A 19,588-nucleotide genomic window follows, 5' to 3' on the forward strand; every position below is an offset into this window, starting at 1 on the left:
TATAATTAGTAAAAATTAATTTGAATTAACACAAATGTCAACGACAGGCCTTGAGCCTGTTAAAATCTTTTTCAGCGTGGTATGATGACCGAGTTAGTGGGCTTGATGCAACCACTAAGAAACCTTTGGAGTAAGCAATATATTTATAATGCTCAAACTCTTCTGGGGTAACATACCTATCAAGTTTTGCATGTTTTGGAGTTGGTTGTAGATATTGACCAATTGTAATAAAATCAACCTCAGCACTGCGCAAATCGTCCATAACCTGAAGTATTTCCTCTTTTGTTTCTCCAAGACCAACCATAAGCCCTGACTTTGTGAAAACTTTAGGATTAATCTGCTTTACCATCTTCAACAAATATAGTGAATGAAAATAGCGAGCTCGTGGTCTTATTTTTGCATACAATCTCGGCACTGTTTCAATATTGTGGTTATAGACATCAGGTGATGCAACAGCGATTGCTTCAAATGCTCCTTTCTTATTTAAAAAATCAGGAGTTAAAATCTCTATTGTTGTTTCTGAAGTTATCTTTCTAATTTCTTCTATGCACTGTATAAACTGATTTGCGCCACCATCTGGCAAATCATCACGATCAACGGAAGTAATGACAACATGTTTTAAGTTTAACTTTTTTATTGCTTTTGCTAAATTTTCTGGTTCATGAGGATCTAGTTTATCAGGAATGCCAGTTGCAACGTTGCAAAATGCACAAGCACGAGTGCAAACAGAACCGAGAATCATCACAGTAGCATGACGTTTATTCCAACATTCACCAATGTTTGGACATGCAGCCTCTTCGCACACTGTATGCAAGTTATGCAGTTTAACGATGTTTAAGGTCTCATTGAATACTTCACCGGTCGGAGCTTTTGCTCTGAGCCATTGAGGTTTGCTATGCATCTGAAACTGCTAACTCTACCTCTTGCTTTACTAAAACTTTTTTCAACCTTCTTTTTATCTTCTGCGCTTTCTCACTTAGTTTAATCGTTCTTGTGTTGAGCAAAAAAGCATCTAAATCACCTTTGTAATCTATAGTTCTCAAAGTTCTTGTTGCCACACGAAATCTAAACTTTTTATTCAATATATCACTTGTCAACGTAACCTTATGTAAATTTAAAAGAAAGGTACGCTTTGTTTTACGATTCGAATGTGATACCTTATTACCAAAAGATTTTTTTCTATTTGTTAATTCACAAACTCTACTCACTTCAATATACCAAATTATTCTATGTACTTAGATTACCTTATATAGTCAAATAGTCAATACTCTCTTGCTTAATTTTTATACCATATACTGCTTTATAACCAAAAAATATCGTAATTTTTTCTATTATAAGAGAAATCATATGCTGAATTTCCAATGCTTTGCTGCCATTTGTTACTACCAGATGCAACACACCCGAATTTATATTCTGTGCATATGAGATCTTTTTCGGTTTTGTACACTCTGCTATTTCTTTCCCTACTATATTTCGCCAGTTTAAAATAAGACGTATTTCATTTTTACTAATCTTATTTTTCATGCATTTTAATGCATAGTTTTCAATTATAGACTTTAATTTTTTTGGACCGCTACGTTTGAGCATTTTTCTGTTTTTTTAGTAAGTAGATAATATAAAAGTATACATATAACTTGAGATTTTGTCATTACTGCTACATGTTTGTGAGATACCGTGACGGTATGACCATAATCGTCACTCCGCAACGCATATTGCATAGTCGTCATTCCGCGGCGTGTTCGCGGAATCTAGCTCTGGTCACGCTACTTAGATGACAACCTTCTAACTGCTTTACAAAGGCTCTACCCTCTGGCCTCACACCGTAAAAGCAGTATTTTTATGCAAAACTTATCTCAACGTAGCACTTGTCAAGATCGTTCCATTCAAAAATTTTTGTTTTGCCTCATAATTAACCTTATAGCTGTTTTAATTGTAATTGGTTAAATTATTATTAACTTGCCAGGCTAGATCCAAAAAATAGCATAATCAATATGCAAATTGCAATAGAAATCACGTTTGCGTATGGTTTATTGCTATGCAGTTAATCTTTCCTCAATCCAAGCTGCTTGAATAGCTTCGAGTATTTTTTCGTTACAGCGTTTTTCATCATCATCAAATTCCTCTAAACTCAATACCTTTTTTTTAAGCTCAGTGAATCTAATACTAATTATATTCTCATCTGGAAATTTTTCTTCCAGAGCTTCTACAATATCTTCTATATCAAGCCATTTCATACTTTTTTGTATTTATCTGCTAAGTTAAATTGGTGCCCATGGGGAGACTTGAACTCCCAAGGTCGCAAAACCCACGGATTTTAAGTCCGCTGCGTCTACCGATTCCGCCACACGGGCTTTTTTTATCTATCTAGAGTAAAACTCTACTACTAAATTGACTTCCATGTCTGCTGAATAAGGAACCTCAGAATATTGAGGTGACCTCAAATACTTCACTGAATGCTCTTTACTATCTGCTTCTAAATAATCCGGAGCCTTGCGCTCTTGTTTTTGTTCAGCCTCTACTACTACAGGGATTTTTGCTGCCCTTTCTCTTATTTTTATTATATCACCTGGCTTCACTCGATAACTCGATATGTTAACCACCTTATCATTAACTGTAACGTGCTTGTGAGATATGAGCTGCTTTGCTGAGTAAATTGTTGGAACAAGACCAGAGTGGTATAAAACAGAACTTAATCTCGATTCTAAGATACCGATAAAATTATCAGCCGTATAACCCTTTCTGTTATAAGCATCTAAAAATGTACGTCTGAGCTGCTTACTTGAAATCGCATAGTAAAACTTAAATTTCTTATGCGCAGCAAACTGCTTACCAAAGTCGGATAACTTCTTGAATCCAAGAATACCATGTTGACCTGGAGGGTATTTCCTTTTGTTTACTGGGTCTTTAGCTCTACCCCATAAATTTACACCAAGTCTACGGCTAATCCTATACTTTCTAGTGATAACAGTTGTCATATAAAAACTCTCACGATTTAACTTTAGATTATTAAGGATTTTAGCACTCAGTGTCAACTTGTTTTTGCTGATATAATCTTTTATACTTCATTTTTAAGTTTTTCTATTAACACATGAATCATTCACATTTAAAATCTATGGCAAACGCCATCCGTTTTTTATCAATTGATGCAGTACAAAAAGCAAACTCTGGACACCCAGGTATGCCACTTGGCATGGCAGATGTTGCAACTGTTTTGTTTGCTAAATATCTGAATCATAATCCTGATGATTCTAAATGGTTCAATAGAGATCGCTTTGTTTTATCAAACGGTCATGGGTCAATGTTACTATACTCAATATTATATTTGACAGGTTATATTAGCGTAGATGAGCTAAAAAACTTCAGACAAATGGGATCCAAGACCCCAGGTCATCCAGAGTTCGGCTTGACTTCCGGGGTAGAGGCAACAACAGGCCCGCTCGGTCAGGGGTTTGCCGCTGCTGTTGGCATGGCACTTGCTGAATCGATACTTGAAAAGCAGTTTAGAATCAATCACTACACTTATGTGATGCTAGGGGATGGCTGTCTTATGGAAGGAATAAGCCATGAAGCAGCATCACTTGCTGGGCATCTTAAATTGAATAAGCTTATAGCTCTTTTTGATGATAATGATATTTCTATAGATGGCGCTACTTGCCTTTCCTGTTCTGACGATGTAGAGAAACGCTTCTTAGCGTATGGATGGAATGTTGACAAAATTGATGGCCATGATTTTGATGCCATATCCCTTGCAATAGAGCAAGCAAAAAAGTCTGATAAACCTACAATGATCTGCTGCAAAACTATTATCGGAAAATTTTCAAGCCGTGCTGGCACATCCTCTGCTCACAGTGGTGCTTTTTCGGAGGAAGACATAAAACAGATGAGAGAGAAATTAAACTGGAATTATGAACCATTCCATGTACCAGAAGATGTGAAAAATGCCTGGAAGAAAACTGTTGAGAGAGCAAAACAAAACTACACGATGTCATTCCAGCGCGTGACGCTGGAATCCAGGAAAGAAGAAAAAGAATGGATCCCAGTGTCAAGCACTGGGATGACAAGAGAGAGTACTGGGATGACAGAAGAGAATGCTGGGATGACAGGGTATCATGCAGAACTTCAAAGACGGTTAGATAAACATCTACCAGATAATATCGCTGGTGTTTTAGCTGACCTGAAGAAACAAATATGTGAGCTAATGCCAAACGAAGCTACTCGATCTTCTTTCGGCAGAGTAATGGAACTTTTAACTGAGTCTATGCCGGAATTAATCGGCGGTTCTGCTGATCTTACCGGGTCAAATTGCACTAAATATGAGCACATGCAGGTAATAAATAGCAATAATTATAGTGGCTCTTATGTCCACTATGGAGTGAGAGAGCACGCTATGGCAGCATGTATGAATGGTATGGCACTTCACGGCGCGATTCTTCCTTATGGCGGCACTTTTTTGGTATTTTCCGACTATTGTCGTCCTGCTATACGTCTTTCAGCTCTGATGAAGCAGCAGGTTATGTATGTCATGACTCACGACTCAATTGGAGTGGGAGAAGATGGCCCGACTCATCAGCCAATAGAGCATTTAGCCTCTTTGCGTGCTATACCAAATCTATATGTTTTTAGGCCAGCCGATGCAGTTGAAACTCTGGAGTGTGTTAGCATTGCACTCGAAAAGAAAGAATCTCCAGCACTGTTTGCGCTCTCAAGGCAAAACGTAAGTTACATGCGCAAGTTCTACTCTGATATCGATCAATCTGCTAATTTATCGAAGTTTGGTGCATATATTTTGTGTGAATGTTCAAAAGAATTAAAAGTGACGATATTTGCTACGGGGTCCGAGGTTGAAATTGCAGTTGAAGCAAGGGAGAAATTGCAGGAAAAGGGTATAGGTACAAGGATTGTTTCTATGCCATGCTGGAGGCTTTTTGACGAGCAAAGCGATGAATATAAAGCGGCAATATTAAATAATGACAGCATTAAAGTTGCAATTGAAGCCGGAAGTGAAATGGGTTGGCATAAATATATAGGTTCAAACGGTATATTTATTGGCATGAAAAGCTTCGGAGAATCAGCACCTTATAAAACACTCTATGAGCATTTTAATATCAGCGCAGATCATGTGGTAAAATGTGTGTGTGAGAAACTGGTTTACATTCAGTAGACTTCTTGCATAACCATATGAAAGCCCACTCTTCTTTGTCATCCCAGTACGTGACGTTATTTCCATCCAAGATGATGTCATTCCAGCACTTGACACTGGCATCTAGTTTTCTTTACAAATTCACCAAAAGTGCTTCATTCTATTATGATCACCATTATTTTGTTCAACTGATTGATCGACCCCAGGTGAAGAAGAATCATCATAAGGTTGTGTGTCAGACTTTTCTTCGTCAGACCCAAACAACCATGAAAAAAAACCACCAAAAAATGATGCAATTAATGAAAAAGGCTTCATAAGTATACTAAACAAACTACCAAAAAAAGAGCTCGGCTGTTCTTCTGTTTGTGCAGGTTCTGTGGAAGCAACAGGACCTACATCGTTGTCTTGTACATCAGTTCCTTGTTCTGCACTGGTGGTGCTGGTTTTTTCCCCTTCTTTGCTATTATCTGATTGTAGTTCAGTATCATCACCTACTCGTTTTTCTTCCTCTTGACCCCCTTCACTATCTGTCGATGATCCACCCGCTGAACCATCATCAGATTTTTCTGCGGGTTGCAATAGAGTTTTTATTCCTTCATCAGTGGCTAATTTGAAAGGAGTGTTTCCATGTTTATCTTCTATATTAACATCGATTCCATCTTTTCCCAATAGGGCTTCTACTGCCTCTTTATGGCCCTTTACAACGGCCCAATGTAAAGGAGTCTGTTCTGCAAGTTTATCTTTTATATTAACATCGATTCCTTCTGCTCCCAGTAGAGCGTTCAATACATTTATATCTATGTTGTCCTTTTTAGCAGCCAAATGCAAAGGAGTCCTGTCATCTTTATCTTGTGCATTAACATTGATTTCTTTTGCTCCCAGTAGAGCGTTCAATACATTTATATCTATGTTGTCCTTTTTAAGAACAGAATGTAAAGGAGTATCTTTATTCTTATCTGCTAAATTAACATCAATTCCCTCTTTTCTAAGTAGAGCGTTCAATACATTTATATCTATGTTGCCCTTTTTAAGAACAGAATGTAAAGGAGTATCTTTATTCTTATCTGCTAAATTAACATCGATTCCATCTTTTCCCAATAGGGCTTCTACTACCTCTTCATGGCTATTTTTAGCAGCACAATGTAGAGGAGTCTTTCCATCTTGATCTGTTGCATTAACACTTGCTCCTTGATTTATTAGATCGTTTACTGTATCGATATCACCTCTTCCAGCAGCCTTAAGTAATTCATCTGTGTTTTGTAATAGAGTTCGTATGTCTTGAGTAGTGGCTAAATCTAAAGGAGTGTCTCCATTTTCATCTTCTGCATCAACATTTGCCCCTTTGTCCAATAGAGCTTCTACTACCTCTTTATGGCCCTTTTCAGCAGCCCAATGTAGAGGAGTCTCTTTCTGCTGATTTGTTGCATTAACATCGATTCCTTTTACTTGCAGTAGGGCTTCTACTACCTCTTTATGGCCCTTTTCAGCAGCCCAATGTAGAGGAGTCTCTTTCTGCTGATTTGTTGCATTAACATCGATTCCTTTTACTTGCAGTAGGGCTTCTACTACCTCTTTATGGCCCCATACAGCAGCAATATGTAAAGGAGTCCTTTTCGACCAATCTGTTGCATTAACATTGATCCCTTTTACTTGCAGTAGGGCGTCTACTACATCTTTATGGCCCTTTTCAGCAGCCAAATGTAAAGGAGCCCTATCTCCATCTTGTGCATTAACATCGATTTCTTTTGCTCCCAGTAGAGCGTTCAATACATTTATGTCTATATTGCCCTTTTTAAGGACCAAATGTAAAGGAGTTTTGCCATATTCATCTTGTGCATTAACGTTGATTCCTTCTGCTCCCAGTAGAGCGTTCAATACATTTATATCTATGTTGTCCTTTTTAAGAACAGAATGTAAAGGAGTATCTTTCTTGTTATTTGGTAAATTAACATTGATTCCATCTTTTCCCAATAGGGCTTCTACTACCTCTTTATGGTTCTTTACAGCAGCTAAATGTAAAGGAGTTTCTTGCAACCAATCTGTTGCATTAACATTGATCCCATTTACTTTCAGTAGGGCTTCTACTACCTCTTTATGGCTCTCTACAGCAGCCCAATGTAAAGGAGTCTTTTGCGACCAATCTGTTGCATTAACATTGATTCCATTTACTTTCAGTAGGGCGTCTACTACCTCTTTATGGCCCTTTTCAGCAGCCCAATGTAGAGGAGTCTTGTTATCTTGATCTTTTACATTAACCTTTGCTCCTTCACTTATTAGACTGTTTACTTCCTGAATATTACCGCTTTTAGCAACCTCAAGTAATTTAGCTGTGCTTTGTAATAGAGTTTTTATTTCTTCGTCAGTAGTTAAAACTAAGGGAGTGTTTCCCTCTTCATCTTCTGCATTAACATTTGCCCCTTTGTCCAATAGAGCTTCTACTACCTCTTTATGGCCCCATACAGCAGCAATATGTAAAGGAGTCTCTCCTTTATCATTTTCTACCTTAACATCTGCTCCTTCACTTATTAGACGGTTTACTGCATCAATATCACCTCTTTCAACAGCCTTAAAAAAATTATCTCTACTTTGTGAACTACTCATCCTACACCTCTTTGTAAAACTATATTGTTATGATAAAGTCGTTAATAATCTATGAGCTCTCACCCCCTGTAAAATTATATTATCATGATAAAGTCATTAATAACCCATGAGCTCTGGATCACGCAAATAATGGTTATTCCCTGTGTTTTTCAGTACATTTGAGCTGGCTGTACATAAGAATCGCAATTGTAGAGCATGCTATTGTTAATAGTAAATTTGGTAAAATACCATAGCGAAAAAATTTTCCTACTATATATATTCCAATAGCCCCAAACATCATATTGCAGAATGAGAGGACTGCACTACCAAGCCCTATACCTTTGATCGTTTCTAAAGCAGAAGTTACGTTATTGCTTATTATTAATGCAAGTCCGATATTGGCTGGAATCCAAGCAGTTTGAAGAATGAATATATTCAACTTGTCCGCGAAATAAAAATATACCAATAAACTATCGGATATTATCGGTAACACCAAACCTATTATTAGCATTTTGCTAACCCCTACTTTTGGTACATACCTTCTATTAATTAAAGTTCCAATTATGTAGAATATGACTATGATCGATATGAGGTAGCCAAAATACTGTACTTCAATGCCCATCGATTCAAATATGAACGGGTAGTTAGCAATGTATGCCCAAAGCCACATGAAAGTTAATCCATGAATGGCTGAAAACCCAAGGAAACGATAATTTCTAAATATTGATATATATTGCTTGAAGATATTAGTAGTTATGTTAGTTATACTGGTTTCATTTTTATTTACAGTGAGTGTTTCTTGTAACTTAAAGTAGATAAAAATAAGTATAGCAATTGCCGCGAGTGACATAATAAAAAACAAAAATTTCCAATGATACCCATGTGAAATTATATAACTGCCCACCACTGGAGCTATTCCAGGTGAGAGTGCCACAACCATATTTAATTTTGAAATTACTCTCGAGTATTCACTACCCGAGTACATATCCCTTATTGCTGCATACCCAACAACACCTGCAACACCAGCTCCTGCCCCTTGTATGAAGCGAATTAGTATCAAGAGCATAATACTGTCGGCTATATAACACATGACACTTGCCAAAGTAAAAATTGTCATACCAATCAGCATCATTGGACGCCTACCATAATGGTCCGATAATGGACCATAAATTAAGCCAGATACCGCAAATCCAACTAGATTTAAGCTAATTGTAAGCTGCACTACACTGCCTTCTACTTTAAAATAATTGGCAATGCTTGGTAGTGCAACTGAGTATAGGTCAGTTGCCATATCGACAATTGCTACAGACAATATCATAATAAGAGAGATGATATTTTGCGAAAGAGCTGTTTTCACTTAATGATTTACTGGATTAAATATACTTAATTATAATGTATTTTTTTCATTAGTATATTAAATTAACTACTGAAATTAAGAGTAGCTATTCAAGAAAAAGCCTGTGAAGGCTCTATCCAGTAGGGCAGTGCCATGACTACTTGGATCTAGTTTCCATTATACAATTTCATCAAAGCAGTTTACTTACTTGCAATTAAGTTTCTGGATCCAAGTAGTCATGGCACTGGGATGACAGGAGAAGGAGGCTACTTAGATGACACCCTCCTAGTGGATTCAAATCACAATGTTCGTACAGTTATGTGCTTTGACACTGAAATCTTAAGCTAAAATCATGAAAAGCACGAATTTCAATATCTTACCTTTGATTATTCACTTTAAGCTTTAAGTCTTCAACAGAAGATGCATTTGCCTCACTTACTACCTTTAGTGGTTCACCAAGGCTATGTTCCACTTTTGTCTCAAATTTAAAGCCCAATTTTTCGCAAAGCTTCTGAAAATATTCAACAATAACATCAAACAAATTCTTACCACTTACTTTGTAGTTTTTTAGCTCTTTAGGAATGGTAAGAAGTACTTTACCATCTTCATATGTTACATTTTTATCTTCACATTTCAGTTTAAACTCCGCTGAACTGCAAAAACCTGGTGTTTCGATATATGTACAATCATCATAGTTAAGCATTTTTGTATATTTCATGCTAAAACTAAGCTTTATACAATTGGGTTCACGACAATCCATAATATACTCTCTTGTCATACAGTTGCTTTGCGTTGACAAATGAAAAGATCCAAGAGCTTGACTCATATCATTAGGAAGAAAATGAGTATATCCGCCCTGATAATAGTTATTTATTAACTCCTCAATAATAGAGTTATTGGGAATTGTTGCACCAACGTGTTTAAACATTTCTGTAAAAATTTGTCTGAGAAATGGACGATAATTCCCTTTTCCGTTTTCATCCCGTAGAATTAGATTTTTATGTTTTGAATACAGATTGTTAATAAATTCGTTAGTTATTTTTTGTCCGTTAATAGCAAGGCCGTGTGTTCTATTAAGATCCTTATATGTTCCCTCACCAGAAATTACTTCGTCCCAAGTGTTAGCTTTGAAATCAGCATATTTGAGCTTCTTCACTTCAGCTTTCAACGCATTGACCATTTCCTTTGACATGTTATATCTCTACCATTAATACCTGTATATTAATTCTAGCACTTACTTTATTAAATTTCAATTACTAAATGAATTTATCACTTTCACTTCCGTATTTTCCAGCGAGTCACCGTAAGTCACTGCTTTTAGGTAAAACTTTTTTCCCCTTTGCACTTCGAAAGATATTACTGAATCATCAAGCAGAGTAAATTTTTCACCTGCGGTGTGCTGATACTCTTTGGTGCCCTCTTGCCCTCTAATTAGGTTGCTAAGCTTATATTTATTTTTATCTATAAGTTCGGCACTCTGAAATTTTACTATCTCTTTTCCAACCAGTGCTAAATTGCTTACATTTATAGTACTAACATTAGTGCTTGTAAAACCCTCTTCTGTCATCCCAGTGCCCAGACACTGGGATCCAGGAGAAATATGGTCAAGCGCTGGAATGACACCATCACTTAAATAATGGTTATATGAAGAACTCAATACACCAAAACGTAACACTACTATAAGCCCCTCGTCGGTAGATTCCATTACATATCCGTAAGTAGACTGCTTGTTTGTGTTTGCGATAGGCTTATAATCCTTATCGTTGTACGAAATAAAGAGTGTTGCTCCTTTCCAATTCTTTTCCTCACTAATTAAAGTAAAGCTTGCACTATTACCTTTAATATCCGGTAAATCTATCATTTCTACGATGGTTTTGCTGATATGAGAAGGAGGGTATTCCTTCAGCATAAGTGACCTTGTTGAAGGAAAAGAAAGCTTATATATAGAGTGATCATAACCAACGCCAATTACTTGAATGGACATGCTTTCAAATTTCGTTTTTATAATTCTCACCGTATGTTTTTTCTCACTGTCTAAAATCGTTATTACATCACTTGGCACAAGCCACGCATATTTTATCGGTAGCTTGAAATTGTATATATTTCTCTCTTGCCACGAAGAATAAAGTAAAACCTCAGCGATATTTTGCGCCTCTCCCTCCTCCATAATGAGCGGTATTTCAACTGTTATAGCAGCGCCTTGCTTTGGCAACTCAGCATATTTAACATCAATTGGATAGCCAAAATTGCGATTAAAATAAACGACGTTAACTTTATTGTTTAAATCTAATTGACTGATATTAGCAAGTTTTGAATTGTTACTGAAAACCGTTTCACCAATTGGTATTTCAGTCGTAACTCCCCTGCCCTTTTGGACAAATTTCAGTTTAGAGTCCTGTTCAACCACATCAAAAAAATAGCAACTTTGCAGCATTTTAATAATTGAACGTACCGATTGCTGGTCATTTATTACATATCCAGACAATAATCCTTTAACATCACTCGTATCGAACTGATCGCTTTTTAAACCTGCTTTTTGTAATAGATCCGATAAAACATCGGAAATATTAAGCTGTGAAAGCTTTCCCTGAATCCAATGTCCTGTCTGCCAATTATGGCAGTCAGTCCACATATCACACAAATTGGGGAAATAAGGAAATGGCCTTGCATCCCATGCCCAGAGAAACATTTTTTCTACCATTTCCGAGCTTTGCCACTTCTTTAGCGTTCCTTCAATTGCAATTTTTTGCGAAAGAAAGCTCACCTCTCCGTTTGAATATCGTGGATATTTGCTCTCTATGCTGCCTTTATCAACAAACACATTTGGCTCATTAGTGCAGCCGTTCATACTGGGAAATCCATACTCAGTAAACCATATTTTTTTCATTTTTGGTTGCCATTTCGTTTTACTACCACTGGGGTTTATGTGAGTTTCACTCCACCATTTCTCTATATTTTTCCACGCATACCTGCTGTCGTTATACTTTACTTTTTCAGGTTCACTCTTTGAGTAATCATAGAAATAATCATACCCCACTCCACTGCTCCAACCACCCATTACATCTTCCGCGGAATAACCAAAAGGAGGCTCTGGACCATCAGTCAGTGGAAAATAAGCATCTATGCCAATAACGTCGATGTACTCTGAAGACCAAAGCTCATCCATATTATACCAACCATCATATGAATGGTATTCACTCCAATCAGCAGCGTAAGTTACCGTTACTTCTTTTCCAAGCTGAAGTTTTATTCGCTTTGCAAGCTTAACTAGCTCTATAACGGCAGGGTAATTCCCTTGTTCATCCCTGATTTTGGTAAGTTGCGCAAATTCAGATCCGATGATAAACCCTTCCACTTTAGTTTGTTTGGCAATGCTTGCATAATGCTCTATAAATTTGTTATATTGATTCTCAAAAAAATCACTTATATCCCCAGGGGTCCCGCTCAATTTTCCTCGCCACTCTTTGTTCTTTGTGTCAAGTAAGGGCATTGGATAGAGCATCACCTTGTAGCCTCTGCTGTGTAGCTCTTCTATATATCTTATCAACGCTGCATCACTAACTGTGCCACCATACCTTGGGTTTCCACTCGCATCTTTTGAAATTAGCTGAGCATTATCTCTGGTTACACCCCCTACTTGCCAATCATCAGGTAATATTGCGGAATCATCTTGAAATTCAACTGCAGGATATATTTTACAATCTTTAATGTTCAGATCATTCACAAACCAATTGACTACCACCGACACCAACTCAACATTTGGCAAATCTTCTTTTAATTGATCCAAAGAAAGCATTGCATCGCTCTTTTTAGTGTGGTTGTTGTGATTTACCCTTTGCGCCAGCCCATATGGGATATATTGGTTGCTGCTTATTTTCTCTTGCGCGATTTTCTTCTGTATTTTTGTATCATATACAAACTCACCTGAACCTGGTATGATATTGATATTCCGAATATTTTCCGCTATTGAAAACCCAACGGGCTTTAATGCAGTTCGCACTTCAAATGTAAATATCGGGACGCGATTGTTATAGTCTGCTAAAGGAAAATTCTTGATGACTATGTAAGATATTCCCCTATAAGCCGGCACATTCCCCTCTCCTTCAATTGATGACATAAATGGATCAGGATTTTGGTCTTCTCTGCCGCTGTAAAAAGTATAATCTATTTCATCAAAGCTAAGTGATGTTGTATCTGCCCAGATTCTGTTTAATTTTTCTACTTTCCCCTTGCAGATCGCAATTGCAAGCGTTGCGTAGTAATTATATGTAACGTTCATACCTCTTCCAATTTTGCTTTTGGTGGTTATCGCCTCTTCTTTTATTGGCTGTGACCAAATAATGTTCCCTGCAACACGAGCAGTGCCATAGATAATTGGAATCGTTCTGCCGTAGGTTGAGGTTTGAACTTGCAGATTTTTTAGTCTCGCACCATGCGTTACTTTTTGCTCGGCATCAAGGCCGAACATTGCCCCATCTAGCTGTGCACCAAGAAGAGCACCGAGTTCTGAGCCGATAATCCGGCCAATTGGACCAAAAATGCTGCCTGCTTGACCAAAAATTGATGATAAAATTATTGTAGACATGGTAATCCTCCTTTTGATAGATTTTTTTGAAATTGTTGAGAGAAGATCCAAGTGTCACGCTACTTGGATGACAAGAAAGTGGTACTGGGATGACAGATACTATGATAAGAAATTCAGCAGCTTACAATGGATAGTTGAAGTTTTTAATTAAGAAAAGCACACAAGTAAATCGTGTAGCTATAGTTATTGTAAGCAACAATGAAAAAGTGCGGAAGTGAAAAATTTATGTTGATTTTATATTAATTTTTAGTACAATTTAGCATTATAATCTGGGGGTGCCAATGAAATTTGAAATGTCGGAAGAAAATAGTAAAAGAGTCTTGTCTGGTACAAAATGGATTACTAATGTTGGTCAAAACTATCTTACATCACTGAATAATAGCACTAAACCAACTAGTTCTGGAAAAAAATTAATCAATGCTTTTTTACTTGTTCCAATCATCGTGCCTACTGCTATAACAGCATTATCTCTTAGCTTAACTATGCTTTTTTTGAATGCTGTTAATGTTCAAAAAGATGATTCTAAATTATCTAAAGTAATAAAGTTTATAGTTAGCTCTCTAATCTATATAGCTGCTACCGTGGTTTTAATTCCGTGCATTGTATTAAATCTAATAATTTCACTGATACCTGGTCTTATTTTTTATTACATTAATAAAGACATGTTTAGTCAAAAAGACATAGAAAACAGTCAAGGTCAACCAGTAAATAAAGTTGAGATAAGTAATGATAAAGAATACAATGAGCGTGTTGAAAAAGAAGCTAGCATATCAGGAACTGACCAACATCAAAATAATGAAGAGCACGAGCAAAATGAACTAAGGAGTAATAGTCAAAGTAATTCAGAACAACACCATTCAGCATATAATCAAGCATTAGTAAGTAATGGTCAACTACATAATCAACCGACTGTAGAAGTAATATCTCGAGAAGTGGGTAATACGCGATTTGTAGACCAGACTGTTATAGCAAAGGATATAAATAATGATGGTATACGAGATGGTGGAATGATGATGCGAACAGTTGGAAATGATCGTAACTTCACTGCTTGTGGTGTTGTTACCGGAAATGCTACTAATAAACAAGAAGGTTTCGCTACTGCTATGGGGTTTTCATGTAACATTGTTGAAAATGGAATAGATTTCCAACTTGGCTGCAGTATGCGCACTGGAACTGACAAAAAGCAAGCAATTAAACATCTTAAGCAAAGTGAATCAGCGCGAACTTTGCTATCTGGTGATAGTGGAATATTGTCTATAGAGCAGTTTGGTAGCTCACAACGAAAGCAGTAATTATTTCACCAGCGGCAAAGTAATACCATGCTGATTCATATATTTTCCTTTCATATCATCATATGATTTCTCGCATTCACTTTCGCCGCTTAAAAATACGAATTGGCATGCGCCTTCATTAGCGTAAATTTTCGCAGGAAGTGGAGTGGTGTTTGAGAATTCGAGTGTGACATGACCTTCCCATCCAGGTTCTAAGGGAGTAACGTTTACTATAATTCCACATCTTGCGTAAGTTGATTTACCAACACAAATGACCAGTACATTCCTTGGTATACGAAAATATTCCACTGTACTTGCAAGCACAAAGCTATTTGGTGGAATTATACATACGTCTGTTTCCTTATCTATGAAACTATTCTCAGAAAAATTTTTAGGGTCCACGATGGCTGAATTAACGTTAGTAAAAATTTTAAATTTATTATCCACTCTTGCATCGTAACCATAAGATGATAGTCCGAAAGATATAACACCTTTGCTGCTTTTGTGGTTCACAAAAGGTTCTATCATTCCAAAATTTTCAGCTTTTTCTCTTATCCATTTATCTGGCATAACTGCCATAATTGCCCCTTAAAGTTGTGTAATACTTACAATAATATAAAATAAAATTTAAATGTAAACTGTAGCTTTTGTCATGCAATTAAAGCTTTTCAGTTTGATTTTTTATTACAATAATTAGATTTATGTTCTTAACTAAAAATAATGCTTAGAAACTTTCTCCTGATTTTTGTATTCGTATTATTCACGCCGCTATCAAATGCTGATGCCAGGAAATACATCAGAATTGTTGGATCTTCAACTGTTTTTCCTTTTATCTCGTTTATAGCCGAAGAGTTCAACCGTGTATTCTCCTTTAAGACTCCAGTTGTGGAATCGATAGGAAGTGGATCAGGATTCAAAATGTTTTGCTCAGGAATAGGGGAAGACACTCCAGACATCACCACTTCATCTCGCCCTATGAAGGAAGTAGAAAGAGAACTATGTAAAAGGAATAAAATTAATGAAGTGATAGAAATCATCATTGGCTATGATGGAGTTGTCATTGCAAATTCAAATCAAAGCCATAGATTTGATTTCACAAAGAAGGACTTATTTGAAACTTTATCTGCATATTCTCAAGAAAATGATAAATTAGTAAAAAATAATAAGAAGTTTTGGTCTAATGTCAATCAAGCCTTACCAAAAACAGAAATTGAAATTTATGGTCCACATCAAAATACAGGTACATACGAAACTTTGGTTAATTCTATTATGCTTGATCAATATTCATGCATGAACTCGAGAATTTTCAAAGAGAATTATAAAGATCAGGAAGAAAGAAAGAAAGCATGTGGTAATATAAGGGATGACGGAAGGTATATAGAAGTTGGAATTAATGAAAATATAATAATACAAAAATTGAAAAGTAACAAGAACGCCTTAGGGATATTTAGTTTCAGCTTTTTAATGAGGAATCAAGATAAAATACAAGGGAGCACAATTGCAGGAATTGAGTCAACTTACGAAAATATATCATCGGGAAAATATATATTAGCAAGACCTCTATACCTTTACATAAAGAGGGAACACTTGGATACTGTTGATGGATTAAGAGAATTCGTAAAAGAAATTATAGATTCGATCGGCATTGAAGATGGGTACCTATCTAGGCTTGGTCTAATTCCACTTTCAAGTGAAGATATAAAGAAAGCTTCAGCAAAGGTTTATGATATAACGTGACGGCAACGTTTCTTTTATATTCTTTGTTCTAGCGTAGTCAGACCCAGCGCGGCGCGCTGGGATGACAATGGATTACTGATTAGGCAGTTCTGCGTTGTTGCAACACCCAGAAACAACCGGGTTCAAACTTTTCGTATTTGGACTTTCTGATTTCTCACAAACTCCTCCAATATAAGCTAGTACAGCCAATGCTGAAACTGCTGAAACTTCTAAAACTAATGCAACTACAGGATATGCCAGCACATAGGCTGCAATAGCACCAACTACGCATAGTCCAACAACGCCTAGAGCGATCTTCCCTTTGTATTCATTAAGCTTTATTTCTCTGTCCTTTTTATAACCCTTAACTTCTTGAATAAAGTCTTCAAGCCATCCCTCACCAGCTATATTAGCATACTCTTTTTGTTGCTTTTCAAGAGAACCTATTATATAGTTATCTTCTGTATTTTGACCTTCTCTATTAACCATGTGGTCTTCAAGCCAGAAGTTACGAACATCAGGGGAAGCTTTATCCCAAAGAAGTTTAGTGATCTCTTTTATCTTTTCAAATTCTTCTTTGCCAAGATTTCTTTCATAGTCAACCATCAGAGGATAAATTAACAAGCAATCAATATCAGTAGCATCACTCCAATATACATTTCGCGTCAAAACACTTTCTACATCTTCACCGCAATTCTCTAGTGCTGTTTTAACTTGATCAACATTAAGACTTCTTATTGCACGCCTTAGTGCCATATCAAGATCCATTACCCTCTTGTGCTCTTCTATTTCTTGAATAACTGTTTTAAGAGCAGGTATGTTATAAAGGCCAAATCCTCGAAAACTCTCTATTGCACGACAACACACAAAATCACGAGTTTTCTGATTAGCAACTTTCCAAATTTGTTTAATGATCTCTACGTTTTCTCCAATTTCTCCTTGAACTTTAACTCCAGCGTCAAGACCAATAATAGCAAAATCTAAAAAATTATCTTTGTAACCAGCCCCAATCCCCTCGTGGTTCAAAACTGCTTGTATATTATCACATTCATTATTGTCGAATATGCCCTGGACCTTTTGAGGGTAGTTATTGCTAATTGCTATAATTAATGAAGCTCGAATTTTTTTTTGTATATCAGTTAATTCAACCATATCTTACCTCTAATAAAAATTTAATTATCACACATATTTACAAGTAAATCAAGTATATTGTTAATAACTGTTAATAAAGGCCAACAAAATGCTTGACGTTAGAGTAGCTTTTATGGCTTTGTATAGCGAGGAAGTAATTCTATGAAAAATCATCAACGTTTACAAAATTTGCGTTCAATTGTATTTATTGTGGGAATATTCCTATTGCTGTTTAGCTTAGCAATGCTTATTCCTGCTATTACTAATAAATGTCTCAGCTACAAATGGAAAAATTTCCTCGCTGGATTCATAATTACCTGCACATCTGGCGCAATTTTTATTTTACTCGGTAAATTAAGTAGATTGCATGGAATGCCAGCAATTTTTGCGATTACTAGTTGCACCTGGATTGCCTTGTCTCTGTTTGCAGCTATTCCTTTCTATTTTGATAATCTGAGCTATGTTGATGCATTGTTTGAAACGATATCTGGCATCACAACCACAGGAGCAACTATATTTAATGATATTGAAAAACAATCTCCAGGAATACTGCTATGGAGAGCAATGCTACATGGCATGGGGGGTTTTGGTGTAATCACTTTAGGAATTGCAGTTTTTCCTATGTTTAAGGTTCTCAGCCTAAATAATTTACTTTATTCTGAGTATTCAGATGCTACCAAAAGGAAGTTGCCGAATACGCGAAGCGTAGTGATTCATGTTACGGCAATATATTATGGCTTAATTTTGTTATGTATATTTTCCTATTATCTAGCTGGTATGCCACTGTTTGATGCAATATGCCACGGAATGTCCTCTGTATCAACTGGTGGATTTGCTAACTATAATGATTCTATAGGGCACTATAATAACCCTATGTTAGAAGTCATAACGATCATTTTTATGATTTTGGGTTCTCTGCCTTTTCTTAGCTATTTAAAAATTATAAGACGGTTAGACATTTGCTATGATGAACAGGTCTCTTACTTTGTTAAGATAGCTACTATCTCATCTTTATTTGCTTGTTTTTGGTTGTATAAAAATGTTGATTTAGGAGTGTCATTATCATTTAGATGCAGCACATTTACCATCACTTCCTTGATTACGTCAACTGGTTATGCAATCTGTAATCATATAGATTGGAGTTTCATTTCAGTCTTAGCTTTTTTTCTCACCTTTGTTGGTGGATGTAGTGGTTCTTCAAGTGGTGGTGTCAAAATCTTCCGCTTGATTGTTCTTTTAAGGTCTATAAGAAATTACTTTTACCTTTTATTAAACCCTGATGCAGACAATGGAGTAAAATTCAATGGAAAAACCCTGGAGAATGATGAAATTCACTCTGTCTTTATATTTTTTGCAATTTTCATGTTAACGTTTACCATTTCATCAATAGTGATGTCTTACTTAAGCAATGCAGACTTTATAACTAGCGTCAGTTCAGTCTCTGCAACGCTTACAAACTCTGGTCCAGGGTTCAGCAACTTAATAGGTCCTTCAGGTAACTATTCTTCTTTCAGTAATGAAGTAAAATTATTTCTATCGTTTTTAATGCTGCTTGGCAGACTTGAAATATTGCCAATCTATTTTTGTATAGGTAATTTATTCTTATTTAATAGAGAGAAATAGTTGGTGAAACTTGATATTATAGCTAAACTGACTTACGACAATTTGAAAAACCGTCATTCCGCTACTCGTTAGCGATATCTATACCGCGAATAAATCCACAGATGTACGAACATTGTGATTTGGGCACACCAAGAAGAATGTCATCCAAGTAGCCCCTTTCTCGTCATCCCGCTACTTGTTAGCGGGATCTATGCTAAGAGATACCG

General features: G+C 36.4%; 15 protein-coding genes and 1 tRNA gene. 4 read left to right on the forward strand and 12 right to left on the reverse strand.

The features are described from left to right. Positions 1 to 37: 37 nt before the first annotated feature. The 6 genes from lipA to rpsD form a co-directional block, all read right to left on the reverse strand. Positions 38 to 901 carry a lipoyl synthase gene (lipA, locus tag ACFEL3_RS01985; RefSeq protein ID WP_265017922.1) on the reverse strand — a complete coding sequence of 288 codons (864 nt, stop codon included), beginning with the start codon at positions 899 to 901 and terminating at the stop codon, positions 38 to 40. Then, entirely contained in the window at positions 894 to 1,208 is a 315-nt protein-coding gene (rpmB, locus tag ACFEL3_RS01990) for a 50S ribosomal protein L28 (RefSeq protein WP_006279619.1), read from the reverse strand. The genes lipA and rpmB overlap by 8 nt, the downstream gene beginning before the upstream one ends. A gap of 37 nt (positions 1,209 to 1,245) precedes the next feature. Beyond that, positions 1,246 to 1,587, reverse strand: a complete 342-nt coding sequence (locus ACFEL3_RS01995) for a DUF721 domain-containing protein (protein ID WP_010082513.1) — start codon at positions 1,585 to 1,587, stop codon at positions 1,246 to 1,248. 446 nt (positions 1,588 to 2,033) lie between these two features. Beyond that, on the reverse strand, positions 2,034 to 2,234 hold the full coding sequence (gene iscX, locus ACFEL3_RS02000) for a Fe-S cluster assembly protein IscX (RefSeq protein ID WP_010962556.1): 201 nt from the start codon (positions 2,232 to 2,234) through the stop codon (positions 2,034 to 2,036). A gap of 30 nt (positions 2,235 to 2,264) precedes the next feature. Continuing rightward, positions 2,265 to 2,351: transfer RNA gene (locus ACFEL3_RS02005), tRNA-Leu, on the reverse strand. 9 nt (positions 2,352 to 2,360) lie between these two features. Further along, a complete protein-coding gene (gene rpsD, locus ACFEL3_RS02010) occupies positions 2,361 to 2,975 on the reverse strand; it encodes a 30S ribosomal protein S4 (RefSeq protein WP_010962555.1) in 615 nt (204 codons plus the stop codon). A gap of 113 nt (positions 2,976 to 3,088) precedes the next feature. On the opposite strand from rpsD, the gene tkt reads away from it, so the two are divergent. Further along, positions 3,089 to 5,161, forward strand: coding sequence for a transketolase (gene tkt / locus ACFEL3_RS02015; protein WP_138264941.1), 2,073 nt, complete (start codon positions 3,089 to 3,091; stop codon positions 5,159 to 5,161). Positions 5,162 to 5,281: 120 nt separating this feature from the next. Here the strand turns inward: tkt and ACFEL3_RS02020 are convergent, their stop codons facing one another. The 4 genes from ACFEL3_RS02020 to ACFEL3_RS02035 all read right to left on the reverse strand — a co-directional run bounded on the left by ACFEL3_RS02020 (position 5,282) and on the right by ACFEL3_RS02035 (position 13,641). Then, positions 5,282 to 7,741, reverse strand: a complete 2,460-nt coding sequence (locus ACFEL3_RS02020) for an ankyrin repeat domain-containing protein (RefSeq protein WP_375316774.1) — start codon at positions 7,739 to 7,741, stop codon at positions 5,282 to 5,284. 133 nt (positions 7,742 to 7,874) lie between these two features. Beyond that, positions 7,875 to 9,038: a multidrug effflux MFS transporter gene (locus tag ACFEL3_RS02025; RefSeq protein ID WP_010082551.1), complete on the reverse strand. Its 1,164-nt coding sequence runs from the start codon at positions 9,036 to 9,038 to the stop codon at positions 7,875 to 7,877. Positions 9,039 to 9,432: 394 nt separating this feature from the next. Further along, complete coding sequence (locus ACFEL3_RS02030; protein WP_022626257.1) at positions 9,433 to 10,248, reverse strand: hypothetical protein; 816 nt, start codon at positions 10,246 to 10,248, stop codon at positions 9,433 to 9,435. Between the two features lie 57 nt (positions 10,249 to 10,305). Further along, positions 10,306 to 13,641, reverse strand: a complete 3,336-nt coding sequence (locus ACFEL3_RS02035; RefSeq protein WP_264374385.1) for a glycoside hydrolase TIM-barrel-like domain-containing protein — start codon at positions 13,639 to 13,641, stop codon at positions 10,306 to 10,308. A 281-nt stretch (positions 13,642 to 13,922) separates the two neighbouring features. Between ACFEL3_RS02035 and ACFEL3_RS02040 the strand changes: the two genes are divergently transcribed. Continuing rightward, complete coding sequence (locus tag ACFEL3_RS02040; protein WP_244226867.1) at positions 13,923 to 14,933, forward strand: hypothetical protein; 1,011 nt, start codon at positions 13,923 to 13,925, stop codon at positions 14,931 to 14,933. Here ACFEL3_RS02040 and dcd read toward each other — a convergent pair whose 3' ends face one another. Next, positions 14,934 to 15,491 carry a dCTP deaminase gene (dcd, locus tag ACFEL3_RS02045; RefSeq protein WP_006280485.1) on the reverse strand — a complete coding sequence of 186 codons (558 nt, stop codon included), beginning with the start codon at positions 15,489 to 15,491 and terminating at the stop codon, positions 14,934 to 14,936. 141 nt (positions 15,492 to 15,632) lie between these two features. Between dcd and ACFEL3_RS02050 the strand changes: the two genes are divergently transcribed. Further along, on the forward strand, positions 15,633 to 16,649 hold the full coding sequence (locus ACFEL3_RS02050; protein ID WP_265039627.1) for a substrate-binding domain-containing protein: 1,017 nt from the start codon (positions 15,633 to 15,635) through the stop codon (positions 16,647 to 16,649). A 72-nt stretch (positions 16,650 to 16,721) separates the two neighbouring features. On the opposite strand, the gene ACFEL3_RS02055 is transcribed toward ACFEL3_RS02050, so the two are convergent. After that, positions 16,722 to 17,780, reverse strand: a complete 1,059-nt coding sequence (locus tag ACFEL3_RS02055) for a hypothetical protein (RefSeq protein ID WP_244226868.1) — start codon at positions 17,778 to 17,780, stop codon at positions 16,722 to 16,724. A 141-nt stretch (positions 17,781 to 17,921) separates the two neighbouring features. On the opposite strand from ACFEL3_RS02055, the gene ACFEL3_RS02060 reads away from it, so the two are divergent. Further along, positions 17,922 to 19,382, forward strand: a complete 1,461-nt coding sequence (locus tag ACFEL3_RS02060; RefSeq protein WP_095742676.1) for a TrkH family potassium uptake protein — start codon at positions 17,922 to 17,924, stop codon at positions 19,380 to 19,382. The last annotated feature ends 206 nt before the right edge of the window (positions 19,383 to 19,588 follow it).

This window comes from Wolbachia endosymbiont (group A) of Opomyza germinationis (assembly GCF_964264765.1).
Classification (GTDB): Bacteria; Pseudomonadota; Alphaproteobacteria; order Rickettsiales; family Anaplasmataceae; genus Wolbachia; species Wolbachia pipientis.

Coding starts and splice junctions, on each gene's coding strand:
- lipA (WP_265017922.1), bottom strand. CDS start 901: ATGCATAGCAAACCTCAATGGCTCAGAGCAAAAGCTCCGACCGGTGAA.
- ACFEL3_RS01995 (WP_010082513.1), bottom strand. CDS start 1,587: ATGCTCAAACGTAGCGGTCCAAAAAAATTAAAGTCTATAATTGAAAAC.
- iscX (WP_010962556.1), bottom strand. CDS start 2,234: ATGAAATGGCTTGATATAGAAGATATTGTAGAAGCTCTGGAAGAAAAA.
- rpsD (WP_010962555.1), bottom strand. CDS start 2,975: ATGACAACTGTTATCACTAGAAAGTATAGGATTAGCCGTAGACTTGGT.
- tkt (WP_138264941.1), top strand. CDS start 3,089: ATGAATCATTCACATTTAAAATCTATGGCAAACGCCATCCGTTTTTTA.
- ACFEL3_RS02020 (WP_375316774.1), bottom strand. CDS start 7,741: ATGAGTAGTTCACAAAGTAGAGATAATTTTTTTAAGGCTGTTGAAAGA.
- ACFEL3_RS02025 (WP_010082551.1), bottom strand. CDS start 9,038: ATGATATTGTCTGTAGCAATTGTCGATATGGCAACTGACCTATACTCA.
- ACFEL3_RS02030 (WP_022626257.1), bottom strand. CDS start 10,248: ATGTCAAAGGAAATGGTCAATGCGTTGAAAGCTGAAGTGAAGAAGCTC.
- ACFEL3_RS02035 (WP_264374385.1), bottom strand. CDS start 13,641: ATGTCTACAATAATTTTATCATCAATTTTTGGTCAAGCAGGCAGCATT.
- ACFEL3_RS02040 (WP_244226867.1), top strand. CDS start 13,923: ATGAAATTTGAAATGTCGGAAGAAAATAGTAAAAGAGTCTTGTCTGGT.
- dcd (WP_006280485.1), bottom strand. CDS start 15,491: ATGGCAGTTATGCCAGATAAATGGATAAGAGAAAAAGCTGAAAATTTT.
- ACFEL3_RS02050 (WP_265039627.1), top strand. CDS start 15,633: ATGCTTAGAAACTTTCTCCTGATTTTTGTATTCGTATTATTCACGCCG.
- ACFEL3_RS02055 (WP_244226868.1), bottom strand. CDS start 17,780: ATGGTTGAATTAACTGATATACAAAAAAAAATTCGAGCTTCATTAATT.
- ACFEL3_RS02060 (WP_095742676.1), top strand. CDS start 17,922: ATGAAAAATCATCAACGTTTACAAAATTTGCGTTCAATTGTATTTATT.